12 protein-coding genes are annotated in these 18,241 nt (G+C 38.4%); 1 reads left to right on the forward strand and 11 read right to left on the reverse strand.

Annotated elements, in window-relative coordinates:
• Positions 1-4: 4 nt before the first annotated feature.
• The 8 genes from KD050_RS06985 to KD050_RS07020 form a co-directional block, all read right to left on the reverse strand.
• On the reverse strand, positions 5-2,209 hold the full coding sequence (locus tag KD050_RS06985) for a transglutaminaseTgpA domain-containing protein (protein ID WP_211895474.1): 2,205 nt from the start codon (positions 2,207-2,209) through the stop codon (positions 5-7).
• The gene (locus KD050_RS06990; protein ID WP_211895475.1) at positions 2,206-3,411 is read right to left on the reverse strand and encodes a DUF58 domain-containing protein; all 1,206 of its coding nucleotides are present in this window, start codon (positions 3,409-3,411) and stop codon (positions 2,206-2,208) included. The genes KD050_RS06985 and KD050_RS06990 overlap by 4 nt, the downstream gene beginning before the upstream one ends.
• Entirely contained in the window at positions 3,408-4,358 is a 951-nt protein-coding gene (locus KD050_RS06995) for an AAA family ATPase (protein WP_211895476.1), read from the reverse strand. Before KD050_RS06995 ends, KD050_RS06990 begins: the two co-directional genes overlap by 4 nt.
• Positions 4,359-4,517: 159 nt before the next feature.
• Complete coding sequence (gene nadE / locus KD050_RS07000) at positions 4,518-5,345, reverse strand: NAD(+) synthase (RefSeq protein WP_211895477.1); 828 nt, start codon at positions 5,343-5,345, stop codon at positions 4,518-4,520.
• The gene (locus KD050_RS07005; protein WP_211895478.1) at positions 5,345-6,829 is read right to left on the reverse strand and encodes a nicotinate phosphoribosyltransferase; all 1,485 of its coding nucleotides are present in this window, start codon (positions 6,827-6,829) and stop codon (positions 5,345-5,347) included. The genes nadE and KD050_RS07005 overlap by 1 nt, the downstream gene beginning before the upstream one ends.
• A gap of 291 nt (positions 6,830-7,120) precedes the next feature.
• Positions 7,121-9,304: an outer membrane protein assembly factor BamB family protein gene (locus KD050_RS07010; RefSeq protein WP_211895479.1), complete on the reverse strand. Its 2,184-nt coding sequence runs from the start codon at positions 9,302-9,304 to the stop codon at positions 7,121-7,123.
• A 605-nt stretch (positions 9,305-9,909) separates the two neighbouring features.
• On the reverse strand, positions 9,910-11,190 hold the full coding sequence (locus tag KD050_RS07015) for an aminotransferase class I/II-fold pyridoxal phosphate-dependent enzyme (RefSeq protein ID WP_211895480.1): 1,281 nt from the start codon (positions 11,188-11,190) through the stop codon (positions 9,910-9,912).
• Between the two features lie 102 nt (positions 11,191-11,292).
• Positions 11,293-12,045, reverse strand: a complete 753-nt coding sequence (locus KD050_RS07020) for an exodeoxyribonuclease III (protein ID WP_211895481.1) — start codon at positions 12,043-12,045, stop codon at positions 11,293-11,295.
• A 203-nt stretch (positions 12,046-12,248) separates the two neighbouring features.
• Between KD050_RS07020 and KD050_RS07025 the strand changes: the two genes are divergently transcribed.
• Positions 12,249-13,034 carry an SDR family oxidoreductase gene (locus KD050_RS07025; protein ID WP_211895482.1) on the forward strand — a complete coding sequence of 262 codons (786 nt, stop codon included), beginning with the start codon at positions 12,249-12,251 and terminating at the stop codon, positions 13,032-13,034.
• A 265-nt stretch (positions 13,035-13,299) separates the two neighbouring features.
• On the opposite strand, the gene KD050_RS07030 is transcribed toward KD050_RS07025, so the two are convergent.
• The 3 genes from KD050_RS07030 to KD050_RS07040 form a co-directional block, all read right to left on the reverse strand.
• Positions 13,300-14,655: an FAD-containing oxidoreductase gene (locus KD050_RS07030; protein WP_211895483.1), complete on the reverse strand. Its 1,356-nt coding sequence runs from the start codon at positions 14,653-14,655 to the stop codon at positions 13,300-13,302.
• Between the two features lie 1,002 nt (positions 14,656-15,657).
• Complete coding sequence (locus KD050_RS07035; RefSeq protein WP_235753934.1) at positions 15,658-17,262, reverse strand: catalase; 1,605 nt, start codon at positions 17,260-17,262, stop codon at positions 15,658-15,660.
• Positions 17,263-17,334: 72 nt separating this feature from the next.
• Positions 17,335-17,931 (reverse strand): hypothetical protein, encoded by a 597-nt coding sequence (locus tag KD050_RS07040; RefSeq protein ID WP_211895485.1) that lies wholly within the window; start codon positions 17,929-17,931, stop codon positions 17,335-17,337.
• Positions 17,932-18,241 lie beyond the last annotated feature (310 nt).

Raw genomic sequence — 18,241 nt, forward strand, 5'->3', positions numbered from 1 at the left:
AAAATCAACCGCTAAGCTGATTGATTAAATTTTCCCAACTTTCTCTCATCGACAAATAATTTATACCTTCTCGATTATTACCATATAAACCTTTTTCGTATTCAGCCGTTAATTTGCGCATATGCGAATCTCCAAAGCTTGCATCTACATATTTTGCATATGCAGATAACGTCTGTCCTTGCTCTCTTGTCATTCCATATGCATCTAATTGTTTTAAAAGCTGATGATACATTTTTTCAAACGTATCCCAATCGTTTTTCCGCATTCGGTTAACCGGTATCAATACTTTTGATAACCACTTTCTCCGATGGCGATATGCAATCATAGATAATAAAGCCAAACCAAATATCGTCCAAAAAATTAGCGCTTTATGATCAGATACCCATTTGGCAATTTTACTCAAGATTTCTGTGAAACCTTTAGAAACTTCCTTCTCTTCTTTATCTGCTTGAGGTTTTTTTGGAGTTTCCTCTGGAGTATTTTCAGGTGTTTCCAATTCATCTTTTTCAGTGTCTACATCATAATTTAAATTGACAGCATTCGAAAATCCAATAGTTGGCTCAAACGTCATCCATCCTACACCCGGGAAATAAGCTTCTACCCATGAATGGGCATTATTATTTGTCACCTCATAAACCGGAAGACCATTTTGACGTTCGACTACCTCTCCTGGAGCAAAGCCCTTCACCCAACGTGCAGGAATTCCTTCAGACCGCAATAACACAACCATCGAAGTCGAGAAGTTATCACAGTAGCCTATCTTTGTATCAAATAAAAACTGATCAACATAGTCGGTATCGTCCTCTGGAATCGCAGCCATATCCTGATTATAACTGAAGCCACTTAGACTGAAATACCGTTCAATTGCTTTAGCTTTATCATATAAACTATCACTTCTTGAAGTAATAGTACTTGCCAAATCTTTTACCCTAGTAGGTAATGTTTCTGGAAGCTGCAAATAGCGATCGAATTCACTAGATAGTCCTTCTAAGTTGGTAGGCACTGTCTCCCTAAGTGCTTTTAAGCTATACATCGGCTCATTGTAAGTTACATCATAAGTTCCAACAGGTACTTCAATGCCCTGATTAACCGAATACAGCTTTTGGTTTCTATCATTCATCGATAAAGTAATTGGCTCCTCTGAGTCCACCTGCTCGATTCCATATGGTTGCATTATAAAAGGATAAGCCTGGGACATATAAATACTTGCCACTAACGATGCATCTTCTGTTCCAGGTGCTATATCAGATTCAATCGTCTCTCCTAACTCATAAGGCCTATGAATTGAAGGCTCCGTTGCTGAATTGACCCAACCTTTCGAAGTATATGTATCCTTCGTTTCAATTTTCCAATATTGCTTCGTTGGAGCAGTTGCATAAAATACTGGAGTATCATCGCTCGCGAAAGCTCCGCCTAACCGCTCGTCATTTTCCCCGTACCCAACTTTTTGGGTAGCTCCACCCATACCGCTTCCATCATCACCATTCGACGCATTTGGACTAGTAGATAATAGAAAAGGCACTGGATCTGGCCAGCTTGGACCTGCTTTTGGCAACGCATAGGCAAGGGTACTACTAATAACCACGATACAGCACAAACTTCCAATACCTGCCACAAAAAACGCCCCATGAAGCTTACCTTCTTGCTCATGTATCATTTTTTGTGCATATAACAAGCCTAAAATGATAAACCCAGAAGTTAATACGATAACGATACTTTTCTCGCCACTATATGGACTAAACGTATCTAAAATCGTTATAAATAAAACCGTAAATAAAAAGAATAACATCAAGTTTTTACGCTGCCGCATCCAATAGTTTAGTAAATAAGTAGTCATCCATAGTAAAACAAAAAACAAAAATGTTCGAAAGGGATTCGTAACCTCTACCCAGTCTTGACTTAAAAGAGAAGCAATATTTTCTACGAACATCCCCCAAATTAACTTAAAAGTATCTATTGATAAGAAAGCTAAATCTGTATAGATATGTACAATTACCCAAAAAATATAAACTAACTTAATGGGAAATACATATACCCATTTCAATTTTAATAGATAAAATGCAAAGGAGATAGCTAAATACCAACCAAATAAGTCTAAGAAACCCGTATCTGTTAGTTCAATTACTGGCTTTAACCATTCCAACATTAGTAAAAAAACAAATGAATAAATAAATACAGATAGTATGGTTTGCTGTGTTTTTTTACTCATGAACGTTTCACCTCCAAAAAGGCTTGGGCAAAGCGGTCTTTCGTAATGGACTGTACTCGAAAGCCTCTACTTGCTGCATACTTGTACATAGCATTCTCTTCACTGGTAGTTTTTTCAGTTTTAGTTTTTATGATAAAACAAGTACAAGCTCGGAGGTTTGTTGCATTTTTTTGTACACTATCCATCCATTCATAAGTTAGGTTGCTAGTCACATATAAAAGTGTTGTAGCATTAGAAAGCGATCGGTCATGTAAAACTACCTGTTCTAGTGGTTTTTTTAAGTCATCTCTTACTTTTGTTAAATGGTATAACACTCGCTGTAGATGTTGATCAGTCTGAACTTCAGGTAAAAACATTCGATCCTCTCCGACTGACAGAAATGCAGAGGAAGCTTGGTGCCTGACGATTGCTTGCATTATGGAAGCCGTTAAATCGACAACTTCTTCAAACAAGGATGAGGGAGTTCGATCGATCATGACGAACATGTCCTGAGATTGCCGATCTTCAAATTCTTTTGTTTTTAAAGTTTGCGTTCTCGCAAAGGACTTCCAGTGAATCCACGATACTCGGTCACCAGGTTGGTATGATCTAACTCCAGTCGCCATCGATGTATCTTTCATTGCTTGGATTCTAGACGCAGCTGCTCCTTGGTCATATCTCGTTTCAATTGGTATGTACACCATCTCCGTCAAATTAGGAAATACTAGAATTGTTTTAGGATTGGCTAAAAATATTTCCTTTTTCACCCACCCAAACAAGTCACTTACCCAAATGCTCGTCCCCTCTAAAACATGCTCACCACGTGGAATATGCTCTATTTCATAGGTCCATGTAAATTCTTTTTTCATGCCCCAAAAAGTAAGCTGTTTCCAAGAAGCTTCTGTCGCAAGGGAAGGACTCACCTTCTCCTCCAACTGAACGTACATAAGCGGAAAACGACTTTTCCTCGTCACGCGAATTGTCGCCGAGAACCTACCACCACTTTGAACTTTACGCGTTTCAATTATTCGCTCAACGACGATATCGGCTAACGAATTCATAAATAACATCAACGAATATAAAGAAATAGGGACGATCAAATAAAACAAAAACCAGCTAACAAATCCCCCTTGAAACATTGCATACACAAATGCTACTACTAGCAGAAATAGCACGCCTACTACTCCTTGAATCTTCTTCCATCGATTAAGCAATCGCTTCATTGACTTACTTTCCTCTTAATAGGGACCGGTGTTCGCTTCACAATTCGAGCTAGCACTTCTTCGGAAGAAATCCCATCATATCGTGCTTCCGGGCGTAAAATGACACGATGTCCAAATACATAAGGCATCAAATACTGAATATCATCTGGAGTAACATAATCTCTACCATGAAGCATGGCAAGCCCCTGTGATGCGCGCATCAGTGCAATAGATGCACGAGGACTAACCCCTAGATAAATATATGTATCTTGTCTTGTACGATTAGCCAGGTCAACAATGTAGTTCTTCATCGTTTCATCTACTTTTACTTGTTTCACTCGTTTTTGTAGTTGGATCAATTCCTCTAAGGAAATGACGGGCACTAATGTATCAATCGGTGACGCATGCTCTAATCTATTTAATACTTCAATTTCTTCACTCGGATGTGGGTAGCCCATCTTTAATTTTAATAAGAACCGGTCTAACTGCGCCTCTGGTAACGGGTAGGTTCCTTCATGTTCAATTGGATTTTGTGTTGCCATAACAAAAAATGGCTTCGGAATTGGTATCGTCACTCCATCAATCGTAACAGAAGCTTCCTCCATCCCTTCTAAAAGCGCAGATTGCGTTTTAGGAGATGTCCGATTGATTTCATCAGCAAGAACAATATTTCCTATAATCGGTCCTGGTCTAAATTCAAATTCCATTTCCTTTGGATTGTAAATAGATACCCCTAATACATCCGAAGGTAATAAATCCGGTGTGAATTGGATTCTTTTAAAGTCTGCTCCGATAGATTTGGCAAGTGCTCGTACCATCATCGTTTTCCCTACACCTGGTACATCCTCTAATAACACATGCCCTTGAGCCAATAATGCAACTACAGCGAGCTGGGCAATATTTTTTTTACCAATCATTACTTTTTCTATGTTCTCAATAATTGCATCTATCTGTGCTTGTTCTCTCATCCATTTTCCCCCTTAATACCTTATATATAGACTTGCGCGAAAATTTATACAATACAGTATAATCATACCCAAAATTTGCCTTAAGTACAAATAGAAAACAAAAAGTCGAGCTGTCTTTTAATCAGCTCGACTTTTTGTTTTATTATTGTGGTCTTGGTATTATTTCCAAAAGTCATCAAAAATGGTGATTGGCAAATGACGCTTATGCATGGATCTGTTATAAAATCCTTCAATTTTTTCTTGAGATTCCTTCGATACCGTTTTACCCTCTAAATAATCATCAATTACTTCATATGTTACGCCAAGCGCTACTTCATCTGGTAGTGCAGGTCTGTTTTCTTCCAAATCAGCAGTAGGGATTTTCGTATAAAGATGCTCAGGACAACCTAATTCCTTCAATAATTGCTTACCCTGCCGCTTGTTTAAACGGAAGATTGGGGTGATATCCACCCCACCATCCCCGTATTTTGTATAGAAACCAGTTACAGCCTCAGCTGCATGATCCGTACCAAGAACGACCCCATTATTCATAGCTGCAATAGAGTATTGGGCTTTCATTCGCTCTCGTGCCTTTTCATTTCCTTTAGCAAAATCAGATAGGACGATACCTGCTTCTTCTAAAGCCTTATCGCTAGCATCTACCGCTTCTTTTATGTTGACCGTCACACGTTTACTCGGCTTTATGAAATCCAGTGCATCCTGACGATCTGTTTCATCAAATTGAACACCATACGGTAAACTTACTGCTATAAATGAATATTTTTCCTCACCAAGCTCTTTATTTAATTCGTCTATTGTAAGCTGTGCAAGTTTACCAACTAACGTAGAATCCTGACCACCAGAAATACCTAAAACCATACTTGTCAAAAATGGATGTTTCTTTAAATAGTCCTTCATAAAATTAATACTAATACGTATTTCTTTTTGTACATCAATGGTCGGCTTCACTTTTAACTCCGCTATAATTTCTTGTTGGTTAGCTGACATTAATACCTACCTCCATTTTGATCAATAAAATGATGTTCCATCTCTTTAATCTCTTGAATATTACGCATTTTATTATCCCAACATTTTTGACTTAAATCCACTGGATACTCCTCTGGATTTAAAGAGCGTTTATACTCCTCCCACAACAAATCAAGGTTATCATGCGCATATTGACGAACCTTAGATAACTCAGGGATTTCGTAGACTATTTGACCATTTTCTATCACTTTTTTATGTAAATCCCTTGCTTCAAAATTAGTCACAAATTTAGAGACAAATGTATGCACTGGATGGAACATCTTTAAACGTTCCTCATGCGTAGGATCTTCATCATACATCGTGATATAGTCGCCTTCTGCTTTGCCATTTTCTTTATCGATAATTCGATATAGTTTTTTCTGACCAGGAGTCGTAACTTTTTCAGTAGTGGAAGAAATCTTAATCGTATCTTCCATTACCCCAGCTTCATTTTCTATCGAAACAATTTTATATACAGCTCCAAGTGCCGGCTGATCATACGCTGTGATTAGTTTCGTCCCGATACCCCAGCTATCAACCTTGGCCCCCTGTGCTTTTAGGTTTAGAATCGTATATTCATCTAAATCATTGGAAACAACAATTTTTGCATCATGGAAACCGGCTTTATCTAACATTTTTCTTGCTTCCTTCGATAAAAACGAAATATCACCTGAATCTAGACGGATACCGATAAAGTTAATCTTATCGCCAAGCTCTTTTGCTACTTTTATCGCTGTAGGTACTCCCGTTTTCAATGTATTATATGTATCCACTAAAAATACGCAATCTTTATGGCGCTTCGCATACGAATGAAAAGCTTCATATTCATCTTTATAGGCTTGTACTAACGAATGAGCATGCGTACCCGTCACAGGAATCCCAAACATTTTCCCTGCACGAACATTACTAGTTCCATCTATTCCACCTATGTATGCAGCTCTAGTTCCCCAAATGGCCGCATCCATTTCTTGTGCACGTCTAGAACCAAATTCCATTGCGACCTCATCTTTTATCACCTGTTTGATACGAGATCCTTTAGTCGCTATTAACGTTTGATAATTGACGATATTAAGTAAGGCCGTTTCTACCAATTGCGCCTCCGCAAGCGTCGACTCAATTCTAATAATTGGTTCATTTGGGAAAACAAGCTCCCCTTCAACCATCGAATACACATTTCCAGTGAAACGAACAGTACGCAAATACGCTATAAAATCTTCTCTATATCCAAGCTCATCTTGTAAGTAAGCTAAATCACTATCGGTAAAATGAAAATTCCGCAAATAATCAAGACATCTTTCCAAACCAGCAAAAATGCCATAGCCATTGCCAAATGGAAGTTTACGGAAGAATAATTCAAACACCGCTTTTCGCTCATGCATATTATCTGCCCAATAGGCTTCCACCATATTTATTTGATATAAGTCAGTATGTAATGCTAAACCGTCATCTGGATAATGTTTTTTCATAAATATCCCCTTCTCCATAACTATTGAACTTAGTATACACTATTTACCCTTTTTCTTGGCAAGTAATCCTAACCGGGAAGTGGCTGCTAATCATCCGGAAGAACCTTGCTTTGAAAAGTTCCAAATGGGTTTGAAAATGTTGCAAGTATTTCGGTATATATTGCACATATTTTTCTATTGTTGCTAGTAGCAAGTAGAATGTAGTACATAATTATATCAACTATGTTTCTACAACAATCCTCCATCACAAATAGAACCAGCCATCCAAGGAAGGCTGGTTCTAATTTTATATTAATCGCCCAACGGAGAAACGACAGTAGCTACGTATTCCGCTATTGCATCTATTTCTTCTGCTGTAAGTGTATCCTTAAATGCTGGCATTGCACCTTTACCATTTGTAATGCGGTCAATTACATCTTCTTTGTTTTCTGCTACTGTACTATTTTGCAAGTTTGGACCATTGTGTCCGTTTGCTCCTTGATCTCCATGACAAGCTATACAGCTATTTTTGTAGCCTGTAAGCCCTGCATCAACACTTACGGTTACTCCTGTTTCTTCTTTATCTTCTTTAGGAGCTTTATCTTTAGCAGAGGCATCAATAACTTGCCCTTCTGGTAAAGATCCTCCTAATTTAAATGTGTAAATTTTGTCGCCATGTTTCGTTCCAGCGAGCGCATTACCAGCAGCATAAATAGAAATATACTGTTCACCATCAATTTCATAAGTAACAGATGGGGCATTCGCACCTGCATCCATCATATATTCCCAAACTTGCTCTCCTGTTTTTGCATCGAAAGCTATTAAGCGTCCATCGTTATGACCAACAAATACTAGATTTCCAGCAGTTGTTAATACACCACTATAAGCTAGAGCATCCCATTTTTGTTGCCAAGCTATTTTATTCGTTTTTACATCAATTGCAGTAACCGTTCCTCTTGTAGGCGCATTTTGAACTGGCCCAAAAACACTTCCAAAATACGCGTCTCCTTCCTTAAACTCACTTAATTCACTTCTTTCAAATGACATGTAGTGATCATTGCCTAATACATAAAAATACTCAGTATCAGGATTGTATGCAGAAGGTGGCCAGTTTGCTCCTCCAAACGGTCCAGGTTTAATTGTTACTGGTACATCCCAAAATGGTGTAAAAATACTACCAATTTCACCCGTAAATGCTGGTTCTAAATCGTTTTTCACGTCTTCTTCTGTTACACCTTGTGGGACAAATGAATCCCCAACTGGAAACGGTTGAGTTGCAGCCGTTTTTTGACGATCATCTTGTGGCACTGGTTTTTCATCAATCCCTACTAATGGTGTTCCATCCGCACGATCTAAGAGATAAACCCAACCAGTTTTACCTGCTTGCCCAAGACCTTTACGCATATCTCCGTCCATTTCTACATCAAATAAAATAACTGGGTTAGTAGGATCCATATCCCAAATATCATGGTGCACTTCCTGGAAGTGCCATACATAATCTCCGTTTTCTGCATTCACTGCAACAATAGAGTTGGCATATAGGTTATCCCCTTCACGATTACTTCCGTCTAAATCCGGAGCTGTATTACCAGTAGCAAAATAAATGTATCCTAGTTCCGGATCCACCGCTGGTGTATTCCATACTGGCCCTCCACCTGTTAACCAAGCATCATTATCAGATGGCCAAGTATCCCCATTAATATCCGCTGGACCTGGTATTGTATAAAAACGCCATACTTCAAAGCCTAAATCAGCATCATATGCCATCACACGACCTCGAATTCCATACTCTCCACCAGAAACGCCTGTGTAGACTTTACCATTATAAAAAAGTGGTGCACTGGTAATGGTATAACCCTCTTCCCACTCTGCTACCACTGTTTCCCATACTAATTCGCCTGTTTTTTGGTCAAGTGCAATTAAGCGAGCGTCAAGTAATCCCACGTATACTTTACCATCACCAACAGCAACACCTCGTGTTGTCCATCCGCAACATACTGTATCCATCTCTTGTGGGATATCTGGTTTATATGACCAGATTTGTTCCCCTGTTTTGGCGTCGATAGCAAATACGTCGTTTGCCCCTGTCGCAATATACATTACACCATTCACTACTAGTGGAGTTGCTTCACCAGAGTATTTACCTTCTGCGCCAGATCCTCCTAAGCTACTAACCCAAGTTGGTTTTAAATCCCCTATATTTTCAGTAGTAATTTGGTTTAGCATAGAATAACGTCTGTTGTAGTAATCTCCACCATGTGTTGTCCATTCTGTTGAAGCATATTTTACATCTCCATCATGACTTGATGGACTAGGTTCAACTTGGGTTTCTTTCTCTGGTTCTTCTTTTACTGATATGCTGGCATATGGAACTTCTTCGTCCCCTTCATCCAAGTTTTCAAAATTTATTACTAGATATATCATAAAAAAAGCTACAAAAGTAATTAATGAACCTATAAAGATTAGTGCGGAAACCGATAGCCCTCTATTTCGCATCTGACTCTCCCTCCAACCTATTGAAATGTCCTGATTAAATAGTTTATGTTTCGAATTTTAAAGAAATGTCGTCTCTTTCAAATTCTGAGTAAGAAAATCGCAAGAGCCCTTTAAGATCAAAACCTAATTCCTTCTGTTTCCGGATTGCTTTGGACTGACTTAGGCTACATCATTACCGAGAACCTTAAGTAGAGGGTCGTGACGAAGTCACGACCCTCTATTTAAGGTTCTCCAGTGGCGCTTTCCCTCGCCCTCCTACAAAGGTCAAGGGCGTACCCTTAACTTAAACTAATACTATTATCTTAACGATAGGCTATGCTAAATCTTATTCTTAGTACTACTCACTTAATTGATTGCAGTGAAAGGCGGCGACTCCAGCGGGATGAGTGAGACAACACAACGAACGCGGAGCGGCGGTGATTGCTCATCGCTCACCCAGTGGAAAGCGTCCGCCTGAAACGGAAATCCTGCGGTAACTTTTAATAGCTACTCTTCAAGGTACCAGGAACACTGGATTCATAAGAAGCAAAATTTCATATCCTCTGATTCTTACAAAAAAACTGTTCCAGAGTTTAGACTCTTGAACAGTTTTCTTTATCGAACTCTTATTTAGTTAAATCCTTGCAACCTTCATAGATTAGATCAAATAACTCTTGAATATCATTTTCTTCTACACAGGAGAATGCTACTCGGATGTCTGTTTTGTTGCTTGCGATTACACCTACACCGTATTGATCGAGTAAATGTAGTCGTAACGTTTCAGCATCTAGGGTATTTAACTTCAAGCACATAAAGTATCCTGAGTTAAATGGATAATAAGTCCAATGCTGTGCGTATTTTTCATCCGCTAAGACTTGCTTCGTTTTTACAGCTCTTCCTTGCATGATTTGGAATTTCTCTTCTTTTTCTTGTAAAAAATCTTCGGATTGAAGTGATTCCAAAAGAATTGTCTGAGAAATATGAGACCCACTTGAAACAGTACCACGAATGATGCCCTTCGTTTTTTGCTCTAAAGCATCTAGTGTGTCTGGAGCCGCTGCGTATGTGATGAACCCAACGCGTAATCCCCAAACGTAGTTTTCTTTCGTGGCACCATCAATTTTTACTGGCAAAATATTCACATGGCTGTCTGCAAGTAAACCGAACAATGATTCTTTAATAGAATCCTCATAGAATAGCCCGAAATAAGCATCATCTAGTAAAACAACTAATTTCAAGCCACCTTCAGCAGTATCCTTCAACACTTGGACGATTGCTTCTGCTTCTTCTACAGAAGGAGTAAAACCAGTAGGATTGTTAGGGAAGTTCAACAAAACAATCGCTTTTTCCGTTTGCTTAGCAAGTGTTTCACGGAAAGCTTCCACATGGAAACCACCAGCCTCGTTGAATAGAGGGAAAGTTTCGACACGTCCTCCTCTTCTTATTTGGAATACTGTATTGTAATTACCCCAGTATTGCTGCGGTGTTACTAACACGTCTCCAGCGTCCATGAACAAATCTGCCGCGATACTTAAACCATGTGTTAGTGCACTAGTTATAATCGGTGTACCAATCGATTTACCTTTCATTGAAGGGTTGTCTACTAAAAGCTTTTCCTTCCATAAAGACCGTAAAGTCTCCTTACCCTGTGGAGCGGCATATGGATATATATCATTTGGTTTATAATCTAATTTCTTTTGTATATGGCGAAAATGCATTGGTTCACCATTTTCTGTTGCGATTCCAATGGTAGCATTAAAACGATGTGCTTTTTTCCCTGCTTCTGCACTTTGACTTAAAATACCTTTTGGATAATACAAGTTTTTCCCTAAGTCCGATAACATATTATAAATAACTGGATTTTCTTTTTGTATTTTCTCGTTTAATTGCGTTGCTAAAGCATTCATCTATTGGTACCTCCAAAATAATTGATTTAAAAGTATTGTACTCTATTTGACTAAAGTATTATACCCCTTCATAAAATATATTAACATCGCAGAATTTAGCCCTTACTTTAGCTCCAAAATAACCGGACAATGATCACTTCCGAATACTAGAGAGTCAATGGAAGCATCCTTCAATAATGGAGTTAGCTTATCAGAGGCAATGAAGTAATCGATTCTCCAGCCAATGTTACGTTCCCTTACAGTATTCATATAGGACCACCAGCTATAGGCACCTTCTGCTTCCGGATAAAAATAACGATATGTATCTACGAATCCCTCTGCAAGTAAATCCGTCATCTTGCCACGTTCCTCATCCGTAAATCCAGAGTTCCCTCTATTAGATTTTGCGTTTTTCAAATCTATTTCGCCATGAGCCACATTTAAATCCCCACACATAATTACAGGTTTTATAGCATCTAGCGTCTTCAAGTATGTCCGCATTTCGTCTTCCCAATCCAGTCGATACGGAAGTCTTGTTAGATCTCGTTTAGCATTTGGCGTATATACATTCACCAAATAGAATTGGTCATACTCAAGCGTAATAATTCTACCTTCGTCCTCTGAATCATTATCTCCCACACCATATTTCACAGAAAGTGGTTTTACCTTCGTAAACACTGCTGTTCCAGAATACCCCTTTTTCAAAGCATAGTTCCAGTACTGTTCATACCCATCTAATGAGAGCTCTATTTGACCTACCTGCAGCTTCGTTTCTTGCAAACAAAAAATGTCAGCGTTTACTTCATTAAAGTATTCTAGAAATCCTTTTTTCACGCAGGCTCTTAAGCCATTCACATTCCATGAAACCAACTTCATATTACTTCCTCCAAAATTGAAACCTATGTAACTAGTTTTATGTTAATCATAACAAAATCTAAGTTCAATGAAAAATTGCGAATAGCCAAATAAAAAATACGCAGAATGAAATGAGCAAACAATTAGACATATAGCTTAGATTGGAGTATATTTATCTCGTATTCAAGATATTCACATTATAGGCACAAGAGAGGGAGATTATAATGAGTAAACGTTTTGAAGGTCAAGTTGTTTTAATAACAGGAGCAGGTTCTGGATTAGGACGAGCTGCAGCACTACAAGTAGCTCAAGAAGGAGCAAATCTCTCATTAGTAGATTTAAACCAAGAGGCTTTAGAAGAAACTAAAAAACAAATCTTAGAAGCTGCACCAGAAGCAGAAACACTATTAATCACTGCAAACGTAGCGGATGAAGCAGCTGTAAAAAGCTATGTAGATGAAACAGTTAGTAAATTCGAGCGCATTGATGGGTTCTTTAACAATGCAGGGATTGAAGGAAAACAAAACCTTACTGAAGATTTCAGCGCCGAAGAATTTGGAAAAGTTGTTAGCGTAAACTTAAATGGTGTATTTTATGGTATGAAATATGTATTAGCCGTAATGAAAAAACAAGGATCTGGATCAATCGTAAACACTGCTTCAGTTGGTGGTATCCGTGGAGTTGGCAATCAATCCGGATATGCAGCAAGTAAGCACGGTGTTGTTGGCTTAACACGAAACTCAGCAATCGAGTACGGTCAATATGGTGTCAGCATAAAAGCAATCGCACCTGGTGCAATAATGACTCCAATGGTAGAAGGCTCCTTAAGACAAATAGGTGGAGACAATTGGGAAGAAGTAGGTAAAGAATTTGTTCAACCAAATCCAATGAAACGCTTCGGAAAACCTGAAGAAGTTGGATACTTAGTAGCCTTTTTACTATCTAACCAAGCAAACTTTATCAATGCCGCAGTTATTCCGATTGATGGTGGCCAATCTTATAAATATTGATTTGAATTAATTTGAAAGAGTGAGTCACAAAAGTGACTCACTCTTTCTTTTTACTAAACCTCAATAATACAAATATCGCGAGTGCCAGTACAAATAACCCAAACAAAATAACCAATGAGATAGCTCCAAATACAAGTAAACTCATAAACATCCTCCTTTGGTGCTTTCATTCCTTTAATTATATTTCTTTATCGGAAATGTGCAAGGAGCCATGAGAAATAAGCGTCTGTTTTAGTTATTAGCCCGAGAACCATGCAACCTCTAATTAGCTACCAAATAAATCATTCAAGGATTCGCTCATGGTTGGATGGGTAAAGATTGTGTCACGTAAAAATGTGGAGGGCAATCTCGCCTCCATTGCCACTTTTACTACATTAATCATTTCACTTGATTCAGCACAAAAAAGTGTGCAGCCAAGTATTTCATTTGTTTTTGGATCGATTAAAGCCTTTAACAGTCCTTCTGTTTTCTCCAAAATTCGAGCTCTTGGAATTCCAGCTGCTGGTATTGACAATACTTTGTATTCAATTCCTTTTTCCTTTGCCATTTTTTCATTGAGCCCGACATGAGAAAGTATAGGATCAATGAAAACGGAGTATGGGATGTTAGTACGATCTTTTTTTGTATAGGAGCCATCTCCGAAAAGCTGATCCTTTACAATTCGGAAGTCATCTAGTGAGATATAGGTAAATTGTGGTCCCCCATTGACATCACCCAAAGCCCAAATATTTTTAGCTGTCGTTTTTAATGCGTCATCCACTACAACAGCTCCACGATCATTCACTTCCACTGAAGTGTTTTCTAATCCTAAGTTTTCCGTGTTTGGCTTTCTCCCAGTCGCAAGAAGTATAGCATTCCCATACACTTCACGATTCGAATCGCCTTCTTTGTATGTGACAATTACTCCTCCGTCTTTATTTTTTACGGACTTTACTTTACTATTTGGCACAATTTTAACACTTTTTGCTTCTAATACTTTTTTAGCTTCTTCCGCAATATCCTTATCTTCTTTCGGTAGAAACTCTTCATTGCCATCTATGACTGTCACCTCTGACCCAAAATTTGCGTACATCGATGCAAACTCTAATCCTATGTACCCACCACCAATAATAATTAGTTTTTCAGGAAGCTGCTCCAACTCTTGTAAAGTTGTGGAATCGTATATAAAATCAGTATTTTCCAATCCGTCGATTGGCGGCACAATTGGTGATGCACCAGTGTTTATGAAAATCTGTTCTGCGATAATTTCAATTTGTTCCTCTTCTGTTTTCACTTGTATTTTTTCATCATTTAAGAAAGTTGCTTCTCCCGTAATTACCATTATATTCTGCTGGTCATCCAGCATATGAAAGTTTTTATTTCGCAATAAAGAAGTCAGCTCATCTTTTTGATGAACCGCATTTGTAAAATATTCCTCTCTAGCTGTGTTGGAATATTTTCTGTTATCCGCAGAATGAACAAGCGATTTGGTTGGTATGCACGCAATATTTATACATGTTCCTCCATACATTTTTGAGGACTTCTCAATCACCGCAACCGTCTTATCATTTTTTGCAAGCTCAGTTGCTAAAGTTTTCCCACCTTTACCAAAGCCAATAATAACTGCATCAAATTTTTTCATTATAAAACCTCCCATTTAATCTATTTCCTTCATCCGCTCTATGTAAACTCAACGATTATAACTATTAGAGATAAAAAAGGATTGTCCTCTTGGCTAGACAACCAAAAAGACAGTCCATTCTCATCAAATACGCCTCGGCGTATTGCTTCCGCTTCACCTTGTTCAGCTCCGCAGAAAAAATAATGCTTCCGCTTCACTTTGTTCAGCTCCGCAGAAAACAGTGCGCCCAGATTTTTATCGAACTCGCTCGATAAATTCCTCTAAAAATCTGTGGCATCCCCCGGAGGCTTTGGGCCAACAGGAAGTTGGTCACTCAGGCGTTGCCGCAGGGTGCGGTGAACTTAGCCAGAGTTCCTCGTTCAGCAGGGGTTTGTAGACCCCACTGATTTGTATACATACTTTGCATTCATCTCATCACTTATAAGAAGTGGGAGACTTCTGCTCCTGTGTAAGATCGTCGCAAAAAAACATTTGCTGAATGAAATTAGACGTTTACTTTAGAATTAGTATTTATACTACTGCATCAAAGTAAAATCAATGAGTTAATTTTCAAAAAAATAAATTAGTTTTCCCTTTGTAGTAAACAGTAATAAAAAAAAGCAAGATTTCCTTATGGATTTCTCGCTTTTTTATTCTTTCCTAGGAATAATGTGGGATTAGTTATTGAAACATATTTGTTACACTCTAACCTCCAAGGGAAAAGTCCTATAAAAAGCTAACCATTGTTCCAACGATTATTAGCATCGTTGAAGGACAATATGGTCAAGAACTAGAAATACTAGAAAACTTATCATATAGATTTGATTTAACTCAGCCATAGGAATTGTAATATATCAACTGAAAGGGCATGACTTCAAAAGTTATGTTCTTTTTCAATATAATTTCCCCCACTCAAACGATACGAACGCCCTGATTAGGTATCAAGCGAAAAAATTTTAGTGATTCACTCGCAAGTGAACGCTACAAACCCCACTTCTAGTCGTTAGAAGTGGGGTTTTACTATTAATACGGTTCTGCTTCATGGCTTTTATTGACTGCTTGTTCTGGTGCTTTATCTCCGTCTTTATTCCCCAACGGTTTTTGAGAGGAATTATTACTTTTAGCGTGAGCAAGTCCTTCCCTTAAATGTCGACCATAGTCTTCATCTGCTTCCTCCGCTAAGGCAATCATTTTCTCTTGAATTCGTGGATCACATGCAGAGAGGTCATTAACTAAATTGGAGATGAGCTCAGTTTTTTCCCACTGCTCAAATTGGCGATAGGTTTCTCCTGCTTGCTTTGTATTGTTTTGGCGCTCGATGGACTCACGCACTAAGTTTCCTTTTATCATTGGAGTATACTCTTTACCTAACTGTGTTGCTTCCTTTAAGCCGTCTAATATAGACGGTTCGTAGTTGATATGTGGATTCTGGAAGGGTCCTCTATCTAATCGATATGCCATTTGACCGCCGCTTTGATTGGTTGCTACTCTTTTTTTCGGTGCATTGATCGGAAGCTGTAAATAGTTCGCTCCAACACGGTGTCGCTGTGTATCGGAATACGAAAATGTGCGCCCCTGTAGCATTTTATCGTCTGAAAAGTCCAGGCCATCTACAAGCACGCCAGTACCAAATGCTGCCTGCTCCACTTCCGTAAAGTAATCTTCAGGGTTTCGATCTAACACCATTTTTCCAACGGCTTTCCAAGGAAATAAATCTTCTGGCCAAAGCTTCGTATCATCTAACGGATCAAAATCTAGCTCTGGATGATCATCATCACTCATCGTTTGAACTAGTAACTCCCATTCAGGGAAATCGCCTTTTTCAATCGCATTATATAAATCTTGTGTGGCATGATTAAAGTTTTTAGCTTGTATTTCCTCTGCTTCCTTTTGGGTTAAGTTACGAATACCTTGCTTCGGCTCCCAGTGATACTTGACGAGAACTGCTTTTCCTTCGTTATTTACCCATTTGTACGTATTCACACCAGACCCTTGCATCATTCGATAGTTTGCCGGAATTCCCCATGGAGAATAGACGAAAGTCACCATATGGAATGACTCAGGAGAACTAGCACAAAAATCAAAAAAGCGCTCGGAATCTTGGATATTCGTTACTGGATCTGGTTTAAACGCATGAATCATATCTGGGAACTTTATCGCATCGCGAATAAAGAAAATCTTCAAATTGTTCCCTACTAAATCCCAGTTGCCATCCTCTGTATAAAACTTCACAGCAAATCCACGGGGATCACGTAATGTTTCGGGGGAGTGTCCTCCATGAATTACGGAGGAAAAGCGAACAAATACAGGAGTTTTCTTCCCCTTTTCCTGGAATAATTTAGCTCGAGTATATTTAGACACTTTCTCATCCCCAACAGCACCATACGCTTCGAAATAACCATGCGCACCTGCTCCACGTGCATGTACGACACGCTCCGGCACTCGTTCCCTGTCAAAGTGACTAATTTTTTCAATAAAATCATAGTTTTCTAAAGTTGCTGGACCTCTGTTTCCTACCGTCCTCATATGCTGATTATTCGTTACAGGATGCCCCTGTCTATTCGTGAGCGTATCTTCATTTTCCACATTTGTATCGTAATTTGGCTGTTCTTCTGTCACTCTCTTCATCCTCCTAAACATTCAAAATAGAATTTACATTCTTCTATATACTGTCCAGAACGTTGAGTAAATATTCCAATATTACATAAAGCTTGCAATCGAAAAGGCATATTTTCTCCAAACTGATACATGAATCGGTTGCTCTACTTTCCTTTTACTACTTACATATGTTTGCAGATTCCCTTTAAATTTTAAGGTTAATGCTGAAAGTTGTTCAAAGTGATGCGGTTGAGCCAAAGGGGGGGCAACCTGTAGTCGTGAAGATGGACATTCTTTCATAATTGTTGCGACAAATTGAGAGCAAAAGTAAGCATTCTCACGCTCCATTTCAATATTTATGGCAACTAACACCAAACCTATTAAATTATATTTATATAATTGTTTTTGTTTTTCCATTTGGCTAATTTTGCTTTTCATCCGCATATATTCGGAATTTGTCACCTCGCACTCATAAATAGCACAGGTTGCTCTTTGGAACAGTCCTTCAATAGGATTCTCCTTAATGAACCCCCCATTGAATGGATTATGACTACTTTTCCTACCAAAGCTATACATCTCATTTAATTCTTCATCAAAAGCAATGGAGGCATGGTTTAAATCTTTTTTTGTATACATACCAATCGCCTTTGAAAATAATGTACCGGTATTACTAAGAATTATATAAATCTTTTTCCCCATTTTTCCACCTCGTTCATTAGAGACATTTTTGCCTCAATTCTATTATTTTAATCATGCTCTATTCGCTGATTATTCCATACGTACTTAAGGTGGAAAATAACTACGACCTAAGGCGTAGTTGATTGATATAATACGATTCTTAGCGAGATAGATCGGAAAAGTAATCATCTTTTTAAAACTATACTGTCCATTCATTTTATATAACTTTTCTAAATAATGGAAGATTCAAAATAAACTTTTCTATTAAACACTTCTAATATGTGTGTTGGGTGAGTAGTCGTTTAGCCTTGCATTAATGATTGTGGACATA

The sequence above is a fragment of the Psychrobacillus sp. INOP01 genome, assembly GCF_018140925.1.
Classification (GTDB): Bacteria; Bacillota; Bacilli; order Bacillales_A; family Planococcaceae; genus Psychrobacillus.